Source organism: Pseudomonas sp. B329, assembly GCF_023127835.1.
In the GTDB taxonomy this organism is placed as follows: domain Bacteria; phylum Pseudomonadota; class Gammaproteobacteria; order Pseudomonadales; family Pseudomonadaceae; genus Aquipseudomonas; species Aquipseudomonas synxantha_A.
This window is the reverse complement of the sequence record NZ_SPKP01000007.1, coordinates 72,837-91,278: the sequence shown is the minus strand read 5'-3', so window position 1 is coordinate 91,278 and position 18,442 is coordinate 72,837. Positions and strand designations below refer to the sequence as shown.

The following is an 18,442-nucleotide window of genomic DNA, read 5'->3' as shown; positions in this document are numbered from 1 at the left end:
AAACTCAGCAATTACCTTAGTTGTTGCTTTTGCACCATTAAATCAAGCCAAACTCTCGCAACCTTACCTCGCTCACAAAATCTAACCCCCCAATCTCGACCTTAGATCCATCTGAGTAATGGGAGTGGCCACAGACATTACACTGAAAAGCCAACAATCCGTTCTGCTTTCCTATAAAAATGCGCATTCCAGGAGATTCACACCTAGGGCATTGCTCATCAATCTCGATAGTTACCAACTCCTCTATCGTATCGCGTAAAAACCGCGCAATAGCCTCTACGTCGTTGGCCTTATAGCCTAAAATGACTTTTCTAAAATGAGCTATGTCGCCAAGTCTAAAAGACGAAAACTCAACGGGCATCAATTTCTCATTCACGTTCGAAAGCTGATCGAAACTATAGGCCGAGAACGGTTCGACAGCGAAATATTTATAATTGCGCCTTATCCACATAAGAATTACCTCGAGCATATCCCTCAGCGATGACTTATCACTCAAGAGCGTCACCGTCGATTGCAACTCATGCCAGACTTTTGGAGAGAGAGATCGCATCAATTGCCCGCCTTAACTGGAAAGGTTGTGATCAGGTTGCCGGCTTTGTCGGTGAACACTTTTATCACAGAGGTGGGGATGCCTCCATCCTTCAGTGTAGTAGCGCCAATCACTCGCCCCACATCAACTGTTCTAACAAACTGACCATCTGGCAGTGCCATAACTGGAGACTTAACGACATCACTGCTCTGCAAAATTCCTTTCAACTCATCTGGAGCAATCGTAAAAACTGAACGCGAGTTGGAAATTTCTCTATCGAAATGGCCATCAAGAACATGGTCGAACCCCGCAGAGACTGGATTGCCATTGTCCCGCAGAGGGGTGGTTTCTGTACGACCGTTAGCAACGTTTATACGAGACTGTACACGACCAAGAATACCTTCAGTGGCATTCACAATGTCTTTTGCACCAAGCTCTAACCCCCCCGCCGCTTTCTTAGCCCCCATCTTCTCTAAGATTGTCTCAAGGACAGTCTTCGTTGCCCTCACCCCCGGCATCAACAACATCGCCGCATCCAGCTCTGGCGAGACAGTCACAATCCCTTTACCAGCCAGAACCGACAGACGCTGAGCAGCAGCTTCTACGTCTGAGTCATAGCTCGAAAGCTTTGCAAGCTCACCTGAATGCTGGCTCGTCTGCTCCTGTCCGTACTGACGCCACTGGTCATACACGGCTCCAGGACCATACAACCCCGCCGCGTTGAACAGCGTTGAATCATTGAACTGTTTTTCAGTAGCACCAAACGCAAAGACCTTCTCACCATTCGCAACAATTTGGCTGCCGTTGTTCCATGTCAGCGGAATTTTCTGTGCAGCTAATTGAGCAACGATGCCCTTGGCGATATTTAAATCCGCAGCGAGAGTGGATATTTTCTACAAATCGAAACTGTCGAGTTAGAGAAGTAAAAGTCGTGATGAGGTGTTCGCACTCTACCGTTAACGCTCACTCAATGTGTGGTGCATTGGAGTGTCGTTCATGAAAACACAAGTAAATGACGACGACTGTCCTACCAGTGTTTTCAACGTGAGACCAGGCTTGAGCCCCGAAGAAGCATTAGTGAATGCAAGTGAGCTTTTAGCTTCGGCGTCAGCAATAGCTAATGAACAAGCATTTGCTTCAAGCGGATCACAGCGGCTTCAAACCTTCGGCTTGGCCCAGCTAATTGAAAACGCGCAACTTCTAGTAAACGATGCTCTGAGAAAAACGCCCCCAGCAGCCATCTGATTATTACTAGAGGAAAGTAGATGAGGGTAGATCACCACGCTTCTATACGAAATCGTGACCTACCCCATCCATCATTTACATGTGAAACACTTGAGTTTTCATAAATAAAATGGGCGCTTTATAGCCGCCCAGCTTGGCTAAGCATAGAGCTATGCAAGCACACAAAAATAAAGCTACATTATTAAAGAACGATCCACTAACACAGTAAAAAAACAAACCCCTACTTTTGCCTATCCATACAGGCAACGCCTAATCTGACCTACCCAACAACCGCGCCCACCATCCAGACTTGGCACTTGGATTAGGTGCTGGTATCACTTCCTCACTGGGATGGAGTAAATCACCCGGATAGTGTTCGTGCCCAATGCAATTGCTGTCATCAAGCCCAAATACTTTCACTGCGGCGGCCGCCTCAAAACACCAGCGACCGAAGTAGCTTCCCATCTCAAGTGGGTGTTTTACCGGATCACCGTAAATGTACCACCACGGTTGCTGTTTACCGCGCCTGTTCAATTCCGGATACCAATGCTCCACGAACGCCAGCAGCAGATCTGCTTGTTGCGCCGGTGGTGCATCAATTGCCTTAAGCAATCTCGCATATGGCTTCGCGTGTAACAGTTCCTCCCCAATTGTCCGTTCTGGTTGACGGTACGCAATGATCCGATCCAGCAGAACGTCCTGCCCCCCTTCACCTATTAACGCAACCAATCGAAACCACTGGTCATCGGGAATTTCGAGAGCAAGCGCCAGGCCTACCAACCAGAAACACCAGAGGTAATGGTTTAAGTCCGTAAGCTCGAAGGTCCAGTCTCGGCAAATCTGGAGATTATTTTCTGCACAGACCTCGGTGGAGGCGAGATCGGAAAGCTCCCATGCGTCCAAAAGTCGAGGGAAATGGGTAGATATCTCCAAGATATCCCCTCCCTGCGAATAGACCCTTATGCCTGAAATCAAGTTATCTTTAGCAAAATCGAACGCGAATTGAGGCCTGTATATCGGATTAGCTGAAGGCTCCGCCAAAATTTTACTGGCACGCTCAATCCATTGCAGATCCTTTGCTTCACGATCAGCCCAATACTGTTTATCCCCCAAAGGTGCACGAATCATGGAAGAACCCCATTCAAATTTTTGGAAGGTAATATTTTAGAGGTATCCATATCTTTGACTTTACCACGGGCGTCAAGTACCTCAATTTCTGTAGATCCATCTGGTCGAGTTCTAACGACCCATGTTTCAGTACGGTTCGTTTCAGCCGCAACCCGAACGTCCCGGCTCTGATCCCGCCCTACTGCACGTACCAATCGATCTCCACCAAGCGTCCAATCTATAGAACCTTGTTTGCCATCTTGCGTATTACCTAGCCCCGAGGAGCCAGACTTCTTGTTATCACCAACAAACTTGTACTCGATAATAACAAAGTCGACATCCGGGCGATTGACCTTATAAAGATCATCGACCCCCGTCTCTCCAACACCCGGTACCCGCGCCAATTTCTGTCCTTCGGGAACCATTTGCTGGACAGAACGTTCGCCAAACAAGTCACCCATGACACCTTTCTGCTCTCTGGTTAATATCCCCAGGTCCATCATCGGCTTGCCATCTGGACCAAAGATACCGCCACTCTTGATCAGTGCTTGTTCGGACGCTTCGTTGAGTATTCCGGTGAAACGTCTCCCCACGGCCTCTGCAAGCTCCCCTGTCAGGCGTGTCGTTGCCCCCCCCGCACCACCGACACCAGCACCACCCAGACCAATACCCACTCCCGCAGAGGTCGCAATAGCCTCATTCTGCCTCAGTACATCAGCACCATATCCCTGCATAATATGAAGCGTGTCCAGATACCCCTTGAGCCTTAACTCCTCAGGCAAACTCTGGACAGCTTCAACGGCGGCGACAAACTGCCGTCCGCCACAACTAGGACAATTCACCGTACTCATCGCCCACAGTGCTGTCTTGGATCCCAAGCTTGCTAAGTCCTCTACAGCATTAGCAAAACCTTCGGCGCTACCCTGACCCTTCGCGTTAAGTATTTCAGCCTGATTCTTAGGATCGTGCAGGTACTTATAAGGGTCAACCAACTCAATATATTTGACTAGGTTTTCAACCGATTTCCTATCTTTCATCAGCTGTGACAAGCCCAGTCGCTCATTATTGTAGTCCGCAAGACTCACCTGAAACAGATTCGTACTTTTCGATTGCAAAAGCTCCGCGCGAAGGAAGCTGGCAGCTTCCGTCCTATTGCCATCCCCGACACTCAGCACAGTATTCCATCCCCGGTCTACCATCGCCGCAGCAGTTCGCAGAAGCTCCATACGCGCTTGTTCGTCAGTAATACCTTTCTCTTTCGCGTAGCGATTGACTCGATCATTGTCGGAGGCGAACTTGATTTCGTCCGGATGCAACTGGCGGTTGTACTTCTCCACACCCACTGCAGTCCCAGCGGCCACAACTGAACCGCTCACACCATTACTGGATCCGACCGCAGTACCTACACCCGCGGCTATCAATGAGGCTACAGCCTTTTGATCAGCCTCACTCATCTTGCTGTCAGCCAGAGCTTGCATGACGGATGGTAGTAGAGCCGCCGAGGCTCCCGCACCCAATGCTCCGCTCTGCACACTACCGCTGGAAAGCCCAATCGCTGCGCCCGCCAGAGCGTGCAATAAAACGCGTGCCGCGCCGCCTTCTTCCCAAGCAGCCTTGGTCACGCTATCGATGTCTTTCCGGTTTTTCTGTTCGTCGGCAAAGCTACCGATCTTGTTGAAAATGTCACTAGACGACGTATTAGCAACAATCCCTACCGCCGTACTCCCCCCTGCACCACCCAAGCCAGCAGCAACCAGGCCCGATGCAATATCGGCCATCATTTTCTTATCGCCACCGACCTGCCAGCGCTGGGCGTCTGCATACGCCGCGTCGGCTGCACGCGTAGTTCCCGCAGCTTCAGGCGAACCCGCATTGGCCTGCGCATCCGCTTGCTTGCGCAGTTTATTTGCCTCATCCGCCTTGGCCTTACTCACCATGCCGATCACGCTGCTAGAGAGCTGCGCCGAGCTTTGGATCAGGTCGATCCGCTCTTGCATGGCCTTCTCGTCAGGACGATCCAGATGGTCGTTGGCATTGACGGTGTCACGATTCAAACCAACCAGGTCGTTCGCTCCCGCAGCATCGCGGACAACGATAGTGCCAGGGCTGACTGCACTGCGGGTCTTGCTGCTATCAGACTCCTTGAGCATCAGCGGTATCGCACCGCCGGTGTCCGTATGCGCCAACTGCCGTTGATCGTCCGGTGTTTTCGGACCGCCCGGCTTATCCCACTTAGTGCTGGTGTAGGAAAGGCTCAGGCTGGCCGCCTGGCTCTTGATATCGCTCTTGTTCTTGATATCGCTGACCAACAAGCGCTCAGTGCTGAGATGGTTCTTATCCGCACTGGCCTCGCTGGCAATCACCGCACCTTCAAGCGTGGTGTTTTTACCTGTATTGATGTCATAGCCACCGCTGCCTGCAAACAATCCGGTCTGGTCAGTAACAGCTTTGTAATCGCTATTCATCTTGCTGCCGGCAATATTGCCGGACGCTGTCACCATCGACCCCCAGCAGAACGGTGGCACGCAGATGCTGGCGCCGACACCGGCACTGGTTTGTTTGTTCTTCTGGCTCGCCTCGTCCTGGCGCGAAGCGATATTCAGGTTGCCGCCAATATCAGCCTTGATAGCCTCGGCACGCACTTGCGCGCCGGCCAATGTGGTGTCCTGCCCACTTTTTAGCACCAGCAGGCCCGTATCGACAGTGCTGTTGACCTGAGTAACCTCATGGCCCGTGCCCATGCCTTTGGCCATTTTGGCGCCAAGGTCGAGGGTGAAGCCGTTCTGGTCACCAATGTTGAAACTGGCACCGATACTGGTTTTGTTATTGCTGTTCTGGTTATCCCAGTTCTTACTGTCTTGTGCGCTTTCCAGCGTGATGTCGTTTTTCGCCAGCAGCAGGGTGTCCTTGGCTTTGATGCTGCTGCCAATCACATGGATATCACCTTGGGTAGCCGGAGCGTTGCCAGTGGCCACGATCGCCAGGCTGCCACCACTGTTAAGGCTCGATTGCTTGACCGTTTCCGCGTCGTACTCGCTGGTGCTTTTCTTGCGTGTAGACGCCAACTCGGTGCCGATCTTGATCACTGAGCCTTTGCTGTTTGCAGGTTTGCCGTCTGACTCGTTGGCCGAGCTGCTATCACCGCTCATTGCGCCGTAGGCCGAAAGCAATGCTTGAGCGCCTTTAACGGCCTTCAAGCGGCTGTCGTCAGCCTGCTGCGCTGCCCGTACATCATTACGGATGCTCCTGGCGGTATCGACGACCGTTCCGCCGATCACACGCCCCACGGCCAAGCTTTTGGAACTGTCCTTACTGGTCTGGTTAGCCGTTTCAGTCCCGGCAGCAATGGTCACATTGGAGCCGGTGATATCCATGTCCTTGGTACTGACCACATCACTGGCCACTACCTTAACTTCACGCCCCGCCTCCAGCGTCACATTCCCCGCACTGGAACCAACCGTGCTGCCAGTGAGGGTAGTTTCTGCCGCTGTACCATTGTGCTTCTGGCTGTTGATGAACAGATGCTGATTGCCAGTGATGTCATCCAGGCCCAGCTTGTTGCCGGTCAACACACCGGTCAGGTCGCGGTTCTTTTCCTTGTGCATGTCGGTGCGCGAGAAGGTGTTCTGCGCCGCATCGATGGTCAGGTCACGCCCGGCCTGAACAGTCAGGTCACCGGTACTGACCAGCGCCGAACCCGTCACAGTCACGTCTTGCGCGCCCGCAACGCTGACCGTCTCACCAGAGACCATGCTGCCCACCGCCGTGGTGCGTGTCTCGTCGACCTTGTCCTGGACTTTGCTCGACTTGAACCCGCCCCAACTGCTCTTGCTTTGCTTGCGCTCATGGCGCGCACTGTCGGAGTCGGTTACGGCAAGAATCTGTACGTCTTCACCCGCCACCAACTTCGCTGCACCTTTGTCAGCGGCCACCGCGCTGCCGGCCAACAGCAGATCTTTGCCAGCGACCACGGTGCTATTGCCACCCGATTCGACCAGGCTGCCCACGTTGGTGGTGCTATCGGTTTCATCGAGACGGAATTTCTTGCCCGAGGAGGATTTTTTGGTCTTGCTGTAGAAGCTGTAGTCCTCATTCTCAGCGGACTTGAGCTCAATATTTTCACCGGCGTACAAGTACGCCTCATCCCCGGCCGTTACACGGCTGGCGATCAACGCCATATCCTCGCCCGCGCTCAGCGCCACATCGCCACCGGCCTTGACCGTAGTGGACACCTGGCTTACGTGGTCTTCCTGGCTTTTGATCTTTTTGCTGTTAAACGAAGAGTGCTGCTCGTCGGCGCCCGAGGCCAGCGTCAAGTCGCCGGTAGCCGCCATAGCAACATCACGTTTGGCGTCAATCTGGCTGGCGATGGCGCTGATGTTGCGTCCGGACTGCACGCGGAAGTCGCGACCAGCTTCAATCACGTTGCCGTATTGAGTAACGCTGCTGCCGCGAGATACGTCGGTCACCGCATTAGCATTGCGTTGCTCAGCGGCGATCAGGTTGACGTCGCGGCCGGCCTTGATGGTCGTGTCCGCACCACTGGTCAATACCCCACCGACGCCGTTGACGTCACGGCCAGCCTGCAAACTCAGGTTATTGGCAGCCTCAATGCGCGCGGCACTGTCTATGTAGTCGCTGCGTTCGGTGCGATATACGCCGCGGCTCTGGTGGCTGGTGACCGTGCGTTCGTTGATCACATCGCCGTTGACGGCAGTGAGGTTCACGTCGCGCCCAGCGATAATGCCGCCAGCCTTGTTGACCACATTATTGCCCGCCAACAGATCCAGGCGGTTACCGGCTTCAATCAGGCCACTATTGACCAGGTTGGTGCCGGCGATGGCCGACAGGTTGTTGGTGGCGCGCAGGGTACCGATGCTGTTGAGATTTTTTCCGGCAATCAGGTTGATGTTGCTACCGGCGATCAATGCGCCGTTGGGCCCCAGGCGGTTATTGGCCTGGGCCAGGTACAAAACAGGTGCCAGGACGTTTTCGCCATTTACCGTGGCGCTTTCCATCCACACGATATTGTGGGTCAGCGCCGCGACTTGCTCGGCGGTGAGGCTTACGCCCACCGCCAGGTTCAATCGCTGCTTGCTGGCGATCGCGTTGTCCATCAGGTATTTGTACTGCCCCGCGTCGCTGGTCTGCCCATCGAGGAAGCGCTGACCGGTACGAGCAATGATGGCTTGCTGAATCAACCGATCTTCGTAGAGACCATCACCCAAACGTTTCCAACTGGTATCCGGGTTGTAACCCAGTTTCGACAGCAAATAGTCCGAACTCATGAACTGCTTAAGGTCGGTCAAAACCGGGTTGGTTTCGATCAAGTATTTTTGCGGGTTGGAAACGTAGCTGCCGTCAGGCAATCCCTGCACACGGTTGACCGTCAACGTGTCAGCCGCTGTGGCCAAGCTCTCGACCGGAGTAGTCGAGGCGACACCGTCAACCTTCGAGCGCTCAGGTACGACCGTACCCGTGATGGGATCTACGATTGGGGCCACGCTCAGCGGCTCGATGATGCCTGCGACTGAGTTCGCCAGATCAGCAGTGCGCACCGGCGCTTGCGTGGTGATTACGGTTTGAGCCGCATCCCCCACTAGAACGCCCCTGCCACCGCGAGTAGGTACAGCCTGTTCGCGCTGGGCAGTGTCGATGGATGCGCCGCCCATGGTCCAACTTTGTGGCCCTTGTTGGGTCGGTGTTGCAGCACCTTGGCCGCTCAGGCGAAATAGACCGTTTTGTCCTGTAGGTAAACTAAAACCTGGCAGGCTCAGCGGGTTGACCTGCTGTTGTGCAAGATCCGGCGGTAACTGGCTGTTCACCGTTATACGGGTTGAAAAACCGTTGGCGGCACTGGCACCTGACGCGTCAGTGGTAGTCTTGGCGCCCGCGCCGACGTAATTGAAACCTGGTCGCACAACACTGTTGTCAATATCGGCCTGGGCCTTGACGTCAACGGTACCGGCAGCCTGAATGACAGCTGCGTAACTTTGGTCACCAGAGTCGATCTTCGTGACCGTGCGCAACACTCTGCGCTCTTGCTCGGTCATATCGATGAAGGCCCCCATAGCAGCCTCAAGGCCACTCAGATCCTTGGGGTTATAGGCCGCACCGGTGCTGGAGTATCGGTTGTTGAACGCCGCAGCCGCCGAAAACCAACCGCCGGGGCTCTCAGTACGTTCGGAGACGAACAGGCGCCACGTTTCAGTCTCGCCAGTTTCAATACCGTTATTGGTCAGGTTGTTGACCGCTATGTTCAGGTTGCCCGCAGTCCCAATACTGCTGCTTGCGTTCAGCAGGTCACCGCCGGTAATGGTCAGGTTTTTACCTGCAGTAATGCTCGAAGCAGCGCTGGCCTCAGTGACCTCGAACTTGTCTCGCTGGATGATTTGCCATAAGTAGTTTCGCTTCCCGCTGCAATCCCCTGCGTAGTTGGCGCCCCTACGGCAGGGGAACTCGGTAATCGACGCGGTGTAGATGCCGCCGTCATCAGTCGTCAACACTGAGCGCACGTTTTGGATGGTCGAAGCGGCCAGGCTCAGGTTGCCATCGCTCTGTAGGGTCGAAGAGCTGTTGATGATGCTGCGGGCAAGGCCTCCCTTACCATCTCGGTCGATGCTCAGGTCGCCCAGGCTGTAAATATCCGCGTAGCTATTGCTCAGCGAATCAACGCGCAGGCTCATGTCCGAACCACTGAAAATCAGCGCATGGTCGTTAAGTAGCGCGCCAGTAGTGGCGGTAAGTTTTTGACCGCTGCCCAGCGTGCCGTAGTTATTGATGGTGCCTGCCGTCAGATTCAGATCCTTGGTTGCGGTTAAACGCCCCTGGTTATCCACACTTCCGGAGATGTTGACCGTCGCGTTGCCACCACCGCCAATACTCGTCGTTTTACTTAGTTTTAATTGCGCGGCGCTCAGGCTCAGATCGCCCAAACTACTCATACGGCCACTACCGCTATAGGTCCCGTCCAGCGTCACGTTGAGGCTGCCATCACTGGCAATCAAGCCATCGTTGGACCAGTTAATACCTTTACCCACCAAACTATCGGAAGCCAGCAACTGCCCTTCTGCCGTTTGGTTGAGAGTGTTGACGTTCACCGTCAACCGCCCTGCCTGGATCACACTGCTGTTGGTCCAGTCGTCAGCCGTCAGGGTCAAGCCACCTCGGGTGACAACGTTCCCGCCCACATTCGTCAGGTTGGCCGTGCTGATATCAAACGTGCCGGTGCCCACATGCAACAGACTGCCGCCCACGTTCTGGAAGCCACTGGCCTTCAACGTCAAATCGCTGTTGGCGGTTTCCAGCACACCGTTGCGGTTATCAAACACACCCCCAATCTGAAAGTCAGTCTTGCCGCTCTTGCCCAAAGCCCGCAGTTGCCCGCCCTGGTTATCCACGCTATCCGCCTCGACCTTCAGCGTGGTGTCACTTTCAATAATGCCTTTCTGGTTGTTCAGTGCCCCGCCACTGAGATTGAGGTCAACCTGCCCGCCTGCCACCTGGCCGCGTACATCACCGCTGTTATCAAAACTGCTGCCGATGACCTTGACCGTCCCTTTGGCGTACAGCCCGCCATCGCGGTTGTCGAAGGCGCCGGTGGTGATGTCGGTGTCGCCCGTTTGCGCGGCGATGCGGCCGCCATTGTTGTTGAGGCTGGCACTGGTGAGGATCAGGCTTTGGGCCTGGATGATGCCGGCCTGACGGTTGTTGTTCAGGTCAAAGTCGTTGCGCAGCAAGCCACCCAGCGCTTTGGCTTGCAGAGTGCCCTTGAGGCTGGCCAGGGTGCCGCCACGGTTGTCGATGGATGTGGCCTTGATGTCAACAGCGCCGTTTTGCGCGATGACTTTGCCGCTTTGGTTGTCGAGGGCTCCGCTGATGTCGAGGTTCAGGGCGGTCTGGCTTTGGATCGAACCCTTGGCATTGTCGAGGCTGGCGGCCTTGAGTTTCAGGTCGGCGTTCTGGCTGTAGATCAACCCGTCACCGTCGTTTTGGATGGTGCCGGTGGTGGTGGCCAGCAGCGTGCCGTTGGACGCGACGGTGCCGCGCTTACGGTTGTCCAGGCTGCCCGCGAACAGGGTCAGCAAGCTTTGGCTGACCAGTTGGCCACCCTGGTTGTTGACCTCAGTGGCGCGTTTGAGCAGCAGCGCACCGGCGCTGGCAAGTTTGCCGTCAGTGTTGGTCAGGGCGCCGAGCAGGTCGAGGGTTACGCTGCCGTTGCCGATCAGGTTGCCAGCGCTGTTGTCGAGGGTGGTGCCGATAAGGCCGAGGGCCTGTTGCGCATTGACCGTGCCGCCTGCGTTGTTGAGCGTATGCACGTTCAGATCGAGGGCCGCGCCGCTGTCGATCAATCCACTGCCGGCGTTTTTGAGCACCCCGGTGACGGTCAGGGTTTGCCCGCCCGCACTGGAAAGGATGCCTTTGTCGCTGTTGTCGAGGTTGGCGGCTTTGACGGTCAGGGCTTTTTGGCTGACCAGTGCACCGGCACCGCTGTTGAACAGGCTTTTGCTCAGCGTGGCATCGACGTTGCCAAAACGGCTGGAGACGGTGCCTTGGTTGCGGTTGTCCAAGTCCACGCCATTGACACTGACACCTTGCCAACCCGAGATCAGGCCACCTTGGTTAGTCAGCTGGGTGCCGTCCAGAGTGAGCACAGTGTTGCTGATCAGTTTGCCTGCGCTGTTATCCAGCGTGCGGCCATTGAGGGTGAGGTTTTGCGCGGTGGAAATCTCACCACTCTGGTTGCTCAGGTCGCGCAGGCGTTTGATGGTCAGTTGACCTTCGGTGGTGATCAGGCCCTTGGTGTTGTTCAGGTCACCGCCGCCCAGGTCGATGGCAATCGACTTGCCCAACACAGAACCGCTCTGGTTGTTCACACCTGCGCTGTTAAGGGTTAGAGCATTAGCCGCGTTGATCAACCCCTTATCCTGGTTGGTGAGCTGGCCGTCGACATTAAGCAACGTGTCGCCACGGCTGGTCAGCGTGCCGCCGCTGTTGTCCAGGGTGGCAGCGCGGCCGTCGACGGACTGGGCGGCAATCAGGCCTTTGAGGTTATTCAGGGCCTGGGTGATGCGCAGGGTCAGGGCCTGGTAGCTGAGCAATTTACCGCGGCTGTTATCCAGGCTGTCAGCGGTCAATGTGAAGGCTTGGGCACTGGAGATTTCACCGCCCTGGTTGTTCACGCCCTTGAGGTTTTTCAACATCAACAGCGGGCCGTTGATCAGGCCGCCCTGGTTATTCAACTGACCGTTTTTCAGGTCCAGTGCGACAGACGTGTTGCTGAACAGCTTCCCGCCTTGTTGATCCAGGCCGGTGACATTGGCAGTCAGCGCTTTTTCGCTGGTCAGGCGGCCACCGTCGTGGTTGGTCAATTGCCCTGCGGTGATATTCAGCGTGTCGCGGGTGCTGACGTTACCGGAGTGGCTGTTGTCGAATGTGCCGGTAGTGATGACCAACGCACTTTTGCTGCTCAACGTACCTTTCTGGCTGTTGTCCAGGCTGGTGCTGTTCAGGGTCAGGCCTGCGTCGGTGACCATCTCACCGCCCTGGTTATCGACGGCGCCGTGGGCGGTGACGTCCAATGCCCCAGCACTGGACAGCTTGCCTTTGCGGTTGTTCAGACTCCCAGCCTCGACGGTCAAAAGACCTTCACTGCTCAGCCGACCTTGGTTGTTATTCAGCTCGCCGCTGAGTTCAAGGCCAAGGTCTGTTTGGCTGATAAGGCTGCCGCCGCTGTTGTCCAGCGTGATGCCTTCCAGGGTCACACCACTCTGGCCGCTGAGTTGGCCCTTGTTACGGTTGAGTACGTCATCGACGTTCAGCGTCAAGTCGGTCGCGGCGAGCACCATGCCGCCGTCACTGTTATCCAAACCTTGACCGGTTATCTGAACAGCGGCCTTGCTGGAGATCTCGCCGCCCCGGTTGTCCACCTTGGTCATTTTGACGTCGGTCTTTTGGGTGGCGCTCACGTAGCCTTTTCGTTGGTTATCCAGCGTCTGGCCGTCAAGGGATAACGCGCCTTGTGCGATCAACTTACCGTTCTGGTTGGTGATATTGGTGATGTCTGCGGTGAGGTCGCCTTTGCTGGAAATCTCCCCGTCATTGTTCTCCAGGCTGGCCGCCGTCAGCTTCATGCCCGCGTCGCTTACTATCGTGCCCTCTTGGTTCTTGAGTACTCCATCGACGGTGATCGTCAACTGGCCCCGGCTACTCAACATGCCTTCACTGTTATCCAGGCTGGCGCCATTAATCTGCAACGCCGCAGCGGAAATTTTGCCTTTGATGTTGCTAATGGCCTGGTCGATGCGCAGGGTCAATGCCTGGTTGCTGATGAGCTTGCCGTTGCTGTTATCCAGGCTTTTGCTGGCCAGGGTGAACGCCTGGGTGCTGGAAATCTCGCCGTTCTGGTTGTTAACCCCATTGAGGTTTTTCAGCACCAACAAAGGAGCATTGATCATGCCTTGCTGGTTATTCAGTTGGCCGTTGTTCAGGTCCAGGCTCAGTGACGTCACACTGGTAAGCTTCCCGCCCTGCTGGTCAAAACCGGTGACGTTGGCGGTCAGTGCGTTGTCGCTGACGATGCGGCTATTCGTACCGTTGCTGACCTGGCCAGCGGTCAGGGTCAGCGTGTCCTTGCTGATCAGGCTACCGGCCTGGGTATTGTTGAAAGCGCCGGTGGTCACTTTGACCGCGCCCTTGGCGCTGAGTGTGCCGCTGCGGTTCTCCAGACTGGCACTGTTGAGGGTCAACCCTTTATCGGTGGTCACTGCCCCATTGTGATTAGTCAGCGCACCCGTGGCGCTCAGTGCAACAGCTCCGGTACTCGATACTTTGCCTGACGTATTATTTAGTCCGCCGGTGGTGGCGGTGATGCCGCTTTCGCTGGTGAGCAAACCACTGGTGTTATCCACGTCACCGCTATGGGTCAGGGTCAGACCGTGTACACCGGATACTGTGCCGCCACTGTTGTCCAGACTCTTACCTTGCAGGGTCACCTTGCCGTTACCGAACAACAGGCCTTCGCTCTGGTTGATGACTTGCGCCACCTTGAGGCCCAAGTCAGTGCCAGCCAGCAGCTTGCCCTTACGGCTGTTATTCAGGTACGTGCCCGCCAGGTTGACGTCTATGGCGCTGGAGATTGCCCCGGCCTGGTTATTGATGTCATCGACGGTCAGCGTCAGCGCTTTTGTCGCACCTATCGTGCCACCGTTACTGTTATCCAGCGTGCTGCCAGTCAGCATCATGGTGCCTGACGCAACCAACTCGCCCTTTTGCTGATTGAAATGGGTGACATTGGCGATCAGATCGCCTTTGCTGGAGATACGCCCGCTGGCGTTTTCTACGGTCGTCGCGTCCAGGCGCACCGGCCCGACGGCGCTGAGCAAGCCGCCCTGATTATTCAGGGTCGTGCCCTGGTAACGGACCGCCGCCTGCCCGACCAGCAGGCCTTTGCCCTGGTTGTTCAAGCTGGCGACGTTGAGTTGCATGTCCTTGTCAGCGCGGACATTGCCGCCTCGGTTGTCGAGGCTGGCGGTGGTCAGGGTCAGCAAGTCTTTACCGCTCAAACTGCCGCCACGGTTATCGAGGCTGCCCGCCTGCACATCCATCTTGGCTTTGGCGCTAAGCAAGCCGGTGCTCTGGTTGTCCAGCAGGCCCGCGATACGCGTGGTAAGGCTGGCGTCACTGATCACTTTGCCGGTGTGGCTGTTATCCAGGCTGGCGGCGCTGATCGATGCCGCTTGACCGCTACGGAGCACGCCTTGGCGGTTGTTCAGCGCACCGCTTACATCGACCGTCAACCCGGTATCGCCCGTGACCTTGCCACCTGTGTTATCCAGGCTGGCTGCATGCAGTTCAGTGGCATGGGCGCTGGCCACTTCGCCTGTTGTGTTAGTCAACGCCCCATCCAGCCGCAGGGTCAAACCCTGCTCACTGAGCAGTTTGCCGTCGCTGTTGTTCACATTCTTCGCGGCGACGGTGAAGCCCTGAGTGCTGGAAATTTCACCGCCCTGGTTATCGACGTCGGCCAAGTTGTTCAAGACTAAGGTCGGGCCACGAACCAAACCTTTCTGGTTGTTCAACTGGCCCTTGTTTACGTCCAGCGTCAGCGATGTGGTACTGGTCAAGTGTCCGGCGTTGTTGTTCAAGCTGGCGACGTTGGCGGTCAGGGCCTGAGTACTGGTAATGCGCCCTGCGGCACTGTTATCCACGGCCTTGGCGGTGAGGTTCAATGTATCGAGGCTGGTGAGTTTGCCGCCCTGGTTATTGATGTCGCCGCTGGCAGTGATGCGCAGCCCCTGATTGGCGGTCACTAAGCCTGCGACGTTGTCCAGCGTGGCGATATTCAGCGTAGCGGCGCCCAGGCTGGACACCTCGCCACTGCGGTTGCTCAACTGGCCGACAGTGGCGGTCAGCGGCCCGTTACTGTTGACCAGCCCACCTTGGGCGTTGAGCAATTGGCTGGCGTTCAGCTCAAGACTGCCTGTGCTCAACACTCGGCCATTGTTCTGGTTGTCCAGGGTGCCAGCGCTGACATTGGCGGCCTGTTTGGCGCTCAAGGTTCCGCCCTGATTGTTCAGGGTTTGTGTGGCGGTGACGGTCAGGTTACGGCTGGCGACCACGCTGCCGCCGTTGCTGTTGTTGACGGTTTGCGCGCTGAGACTCAGATCGCCGATGGCGTTGCGAATGAGGTCTGGATTGATCCCGGACTCGATAATCCCGCTGTTGGTCAGTTGGCCGCCGCTGGACAGTGTGATGCGGTCGCGGGCACTGAGTTTGTCTTGATTGTTCAAGTCTCCGACGCTTTGCACATCCAGCGTCGTGCCAGCATGTACATGCCCTTGCGTCTGCACACTGGCGGCCTTGATGTTGATTGCGCCGCTATTGGCTCTGGCCTCTGCCATCCTCAAATGCCCACTGGCATCGAGCTGAATATCCCCCCCACTGGCCATCAGCGCCCCGTCGAGCTTCACCCCAACCCCGGCCTCGGTCCCGACCAGTTTGATCGCCCCCGCATACATCCCACCCAACGCCGTCGAGTCAATCGCCAGCTCCGGCTTGGCACTGCCGTCATTGGCCCGTGCGGTTGCACTCAAGGTCTGCGCATTAACATCATTGCGCCCAGCAACCACACTCAACTTGCGCGCATTGATCTGCGCGTTGATCTTGGCCGAGCGGGTGATGATTTCGAAGTGGTCAACGTTGCCTGCATCCAGGCCCAGGCCGTCGACGGTTACCGCACCGCCATCGACCTGGTAGCGGTCCAGGCGGCCGTTATCGAGGATGGGTTTACCGGTGGTCAGGGTGACATTGGGGGTGTTGATGAAGCCGCAGCCGTTGCAACTGATGCCGTAGGGGTTGGCGACGATGACTTTGGCCGACTGCCCAGCCACTTCGGTGTAGCCGCGCAATTGGCTGGGGCTGCCACCGTTGACTTCGTTGAGGATGATGTTGGCCGCGCGGCCTTGCAGGTTCGGGTTGCCGAGGATAATGCCGCCCAGTTGCGTCGATTGACTGCGTTCGGTGGCGTTGTTGAGGATCACCCCGTTGGCGCCAACGTTGTAGTCCTTGAACTGGTTATGGGACAAGCCACTGCCATTGGGGGTGGCGATGTTCACCACCGGCACGCCATTGCCCGCCGCGCCCACGGTGGTGCCGGGCGCGCTGACCACGATGCCTTCGGCCTGGGCCAGCAGCGGTTGCCAGAACAGCGCGTTGGCCAGGATCAGCGCCAGGCCACGTTTGGGCAGGCCCCAGAAATGCTCGCGCGGTTGGATGCGGGCAGAGGGCTGGCGGACCAAAAGGGCAAATTGACGAACATCCATTTCAAATTCTCGATGCAACTAGGCGTTGAATTACAGGAAAAAATCCATGCGGAAATAGATCGGCGTTTCGCGCTCAAGCAACGCGGCCGGTCGTTCCAGCGAGTGGGCAAAGGTCACGCTGGTGCTGACGTGTTGGCCGCGGGCGAACAACTCAAGCGAGTTGCTCGAGACTCGGCCGTGCTCTTCGCGGTTGTAGCGTCCGTTACGGATCACGCCTTGGTCATAGCCGACGCTGGCGCCGTATTCACCGAACACCGGGCGCAGCCAACCGAGGGTCACCGGGCGACTCCAGCGCAGGTCATTGCGCCAGTAGCCGCCGCTGTCGCCATAGAGTTGCTGGTCCTTGAACCCGCGCACCGACGAGGAGCCCCCGAGGCTCAAACGCTGAGGGCTGAACAGCACATCTTCACTGCGCTGCCCGGTGGCCAGGCTGGTGAAACTGAACGACTCACCCCACAGCTTGAACGGCTGCAGGTAGCTGACGGTGGCGGTGTATTTGCGGTAGTCCGGGGTGGGGGTGAGGTTGCCTTGCCGGTCGCGCTGTTGATCGTTGCTCTGGGCATCGAAGGCACCGATGCCGTTTTGCATACCGATATCGAAGTTGACGAACGCACTGCCGATACGTCGGCCGTGGTTAATACCCAGCTGCAGTTCACTGAGGCGATTACTGCTCTGTCTGATACGGCTGCTTTCGATGTAGTTATTGGTGCGCAGGTGGGACAGGCCGACGTTGACCGACGTCTTGCTCACGGCATCGCGGTGGATCACCCGTTCAGCGCGCAGTTGGTGGTTTTGGCTATCGCCGGTTTGCTTGAAATTGAAACCGTCGCCTTGGGCAATCGAGCGATAGTCGCTCTCGTTGTAGCTGTAGCTAAAGTTCCACCAGCCCCAGGGCACGTTGTAGTAAAGCATCGCGTTCTTGGCGGTTTTCTGGTGGTCGCTGATGGCGTCATGGCCGCCGCGCAAAATCAGCTGATCGGCCAGGCCCAGCGGGCTGTCCCATTCAAAGCCGGTGCCCCACTGCTGCTCGCCGGTGCTTTTCTGGCCATCGTTGTTACGCGACAGGCTGGCACGCCAAGGCTTCTGCGGGTTGTTTTTCACCAGCACCGAACTACCGCCCACCGCATCGCCGGGCGTCAGTTCCATTTGGGCTTGATTGGACGGCAAACGATTGAGCTGGTCGACAGCCTGTTCGATTTCCCGCAGGTTCAATATCTCGCCGCTTTTGCCGGGAAAGGCCATGGCCAGTTCGCGGTCCGACAGCTTGCTGCTGTCGGCGCCCTTCAAGCCTTCAAGCTTGCCTTCCACCACCAGAACTTGCAGATGCCCTTTGGACATATCTTGCTGCGGCAAGTAGGCGCGGCTGGTGACCAGGCCTTTGTCGATGTAGTAGTTGGTGATGTCTTTGAGCAGGGCGTTGAGTTGTGCGACGCCCAGGCATTGACCAGTGTAAGGCTTGAGTAGACGCTCGCGTTCAGCGGCAGGCAGGTGGTCGGCACCCTGGAGTTCAATGGTTTGGATCGGAAAGCAACGGCTGTCCACCGGAGCTGCCGGCGCTTCGGGCCGGGCCTCTTTGCCAGGCAGTTCCTTGAGCTGCTCAAGGCGGCGCTGTTGATCTTCCAACAGGCGGTTTTGGCGTTCGCGGATCAGGTCCTGATCACCCGGCAGGGTTGCCGCCATCACGCAGTGGGAAGCGAGGCAGGCAAGCAGGGCAATGCTCAGTGAATACCGAGTCCGTGGCAGTGAGGCAGACATGTTC

6 protein-coding genes are annotated in these 18,442 nt (G+C 56.6%); 1 reads left to right on the top strand and 5 read right to left on the bottom strand.

The genetic code is table 11. The features are described from left to right. Positions 1-37: 37 nt before the first annotated feature. Both E4P00_RS04725 and E4P00_RS04720 read right to left on the bottom strand, forming a co-directional pair. Positions 38-550, bottom strand: a complete 513-nt coding sequence (locus E4P00_RS04725; protein WP_248130797.1) for a hypothetical protein — start codon at positions 548-550, stop codon at positions 38-40. Next, entirely contained in the window at positions 550-1,221 is a 672-nt protein-coding gene (locus E4P00_RS04720; protein WP_282443176.1) for a hypothetical protein, read from the bottom strand. Before E4P00_RS04720 ends, E4P00_RS04725 begins: the two co-directional genes overlap by 1 nt. A gap of 304 nt (positions 1,222-1,525) precedes the next feature. On the opposite strand from E4P00_RS04720, the gene E4P00_RS04715 reads away from it, so the two are divergent. Next, positions 1,526-1,774 (top strand): DUF3077 domain-containing protein, encoded by a 249-nt coding sequence (locus tag E4P00_RS04715; RefSeq protein ID WP_248130795.1) that lies wholly within the window; start codon positions 1,526-1,528, stop codon positions 1,772-1,774. Between the two features lie 249 nt (positions 1,775-2,023). On the opposite strand, the gene E4P00_RS04710 is transcribed toward E4P00_RS04715, so the two are convergent. From E4P00_RS04710 to E4P00_RS04700, 3 genes are read right to left on the bottom strand one after another with little or no spacing between them, the layout of a single operon-like run. Continuing rightward, positions 2,024-2,881 (bottom strand): PoNe immunity protein domain-containing protein, encoded by an 858-nt coding sequence (locus tag E4P00_RS04710; RefSeq protein ID WP_248130793.1) that lies wholly within the window; start codon positions 2,879-2,881, stop codon positions 2,024-2,026. Continuing rightward, positions 2,878-16,683 carry a hemagglutinin repeat-containing protein gene (locus E4P00_RS04705; RefSeq protein WP_248130791.1) on the bottom strand — a complete coding sequence of 4,602 codons (13,806 nt, stop codon included), beginning with the start codon at positions 16,681-16,683 and terminating at the stop codon, positions 2,878-2,880. The genes E4P00_RS04710 and E4P00_RS04705 overlap by 4 nt, the downstream gene beginning before the upstream one ends. Positions 16,684-16,713: 30 nt before the next feature. After that, positions 16,714-18,438, bottom strand: coding sequence for a ShlB/FhaC/HecB family hemolysin secretion/activation protein (locus E4P00_RS04700; RefSeq protein WP_282443175.1), 1,725 nt, complete (start codon positions 18,436-18,438; stop codon positions 16,714-16,716). Positions 18,439-18,442: the final 4 nt, after the last annotated feature.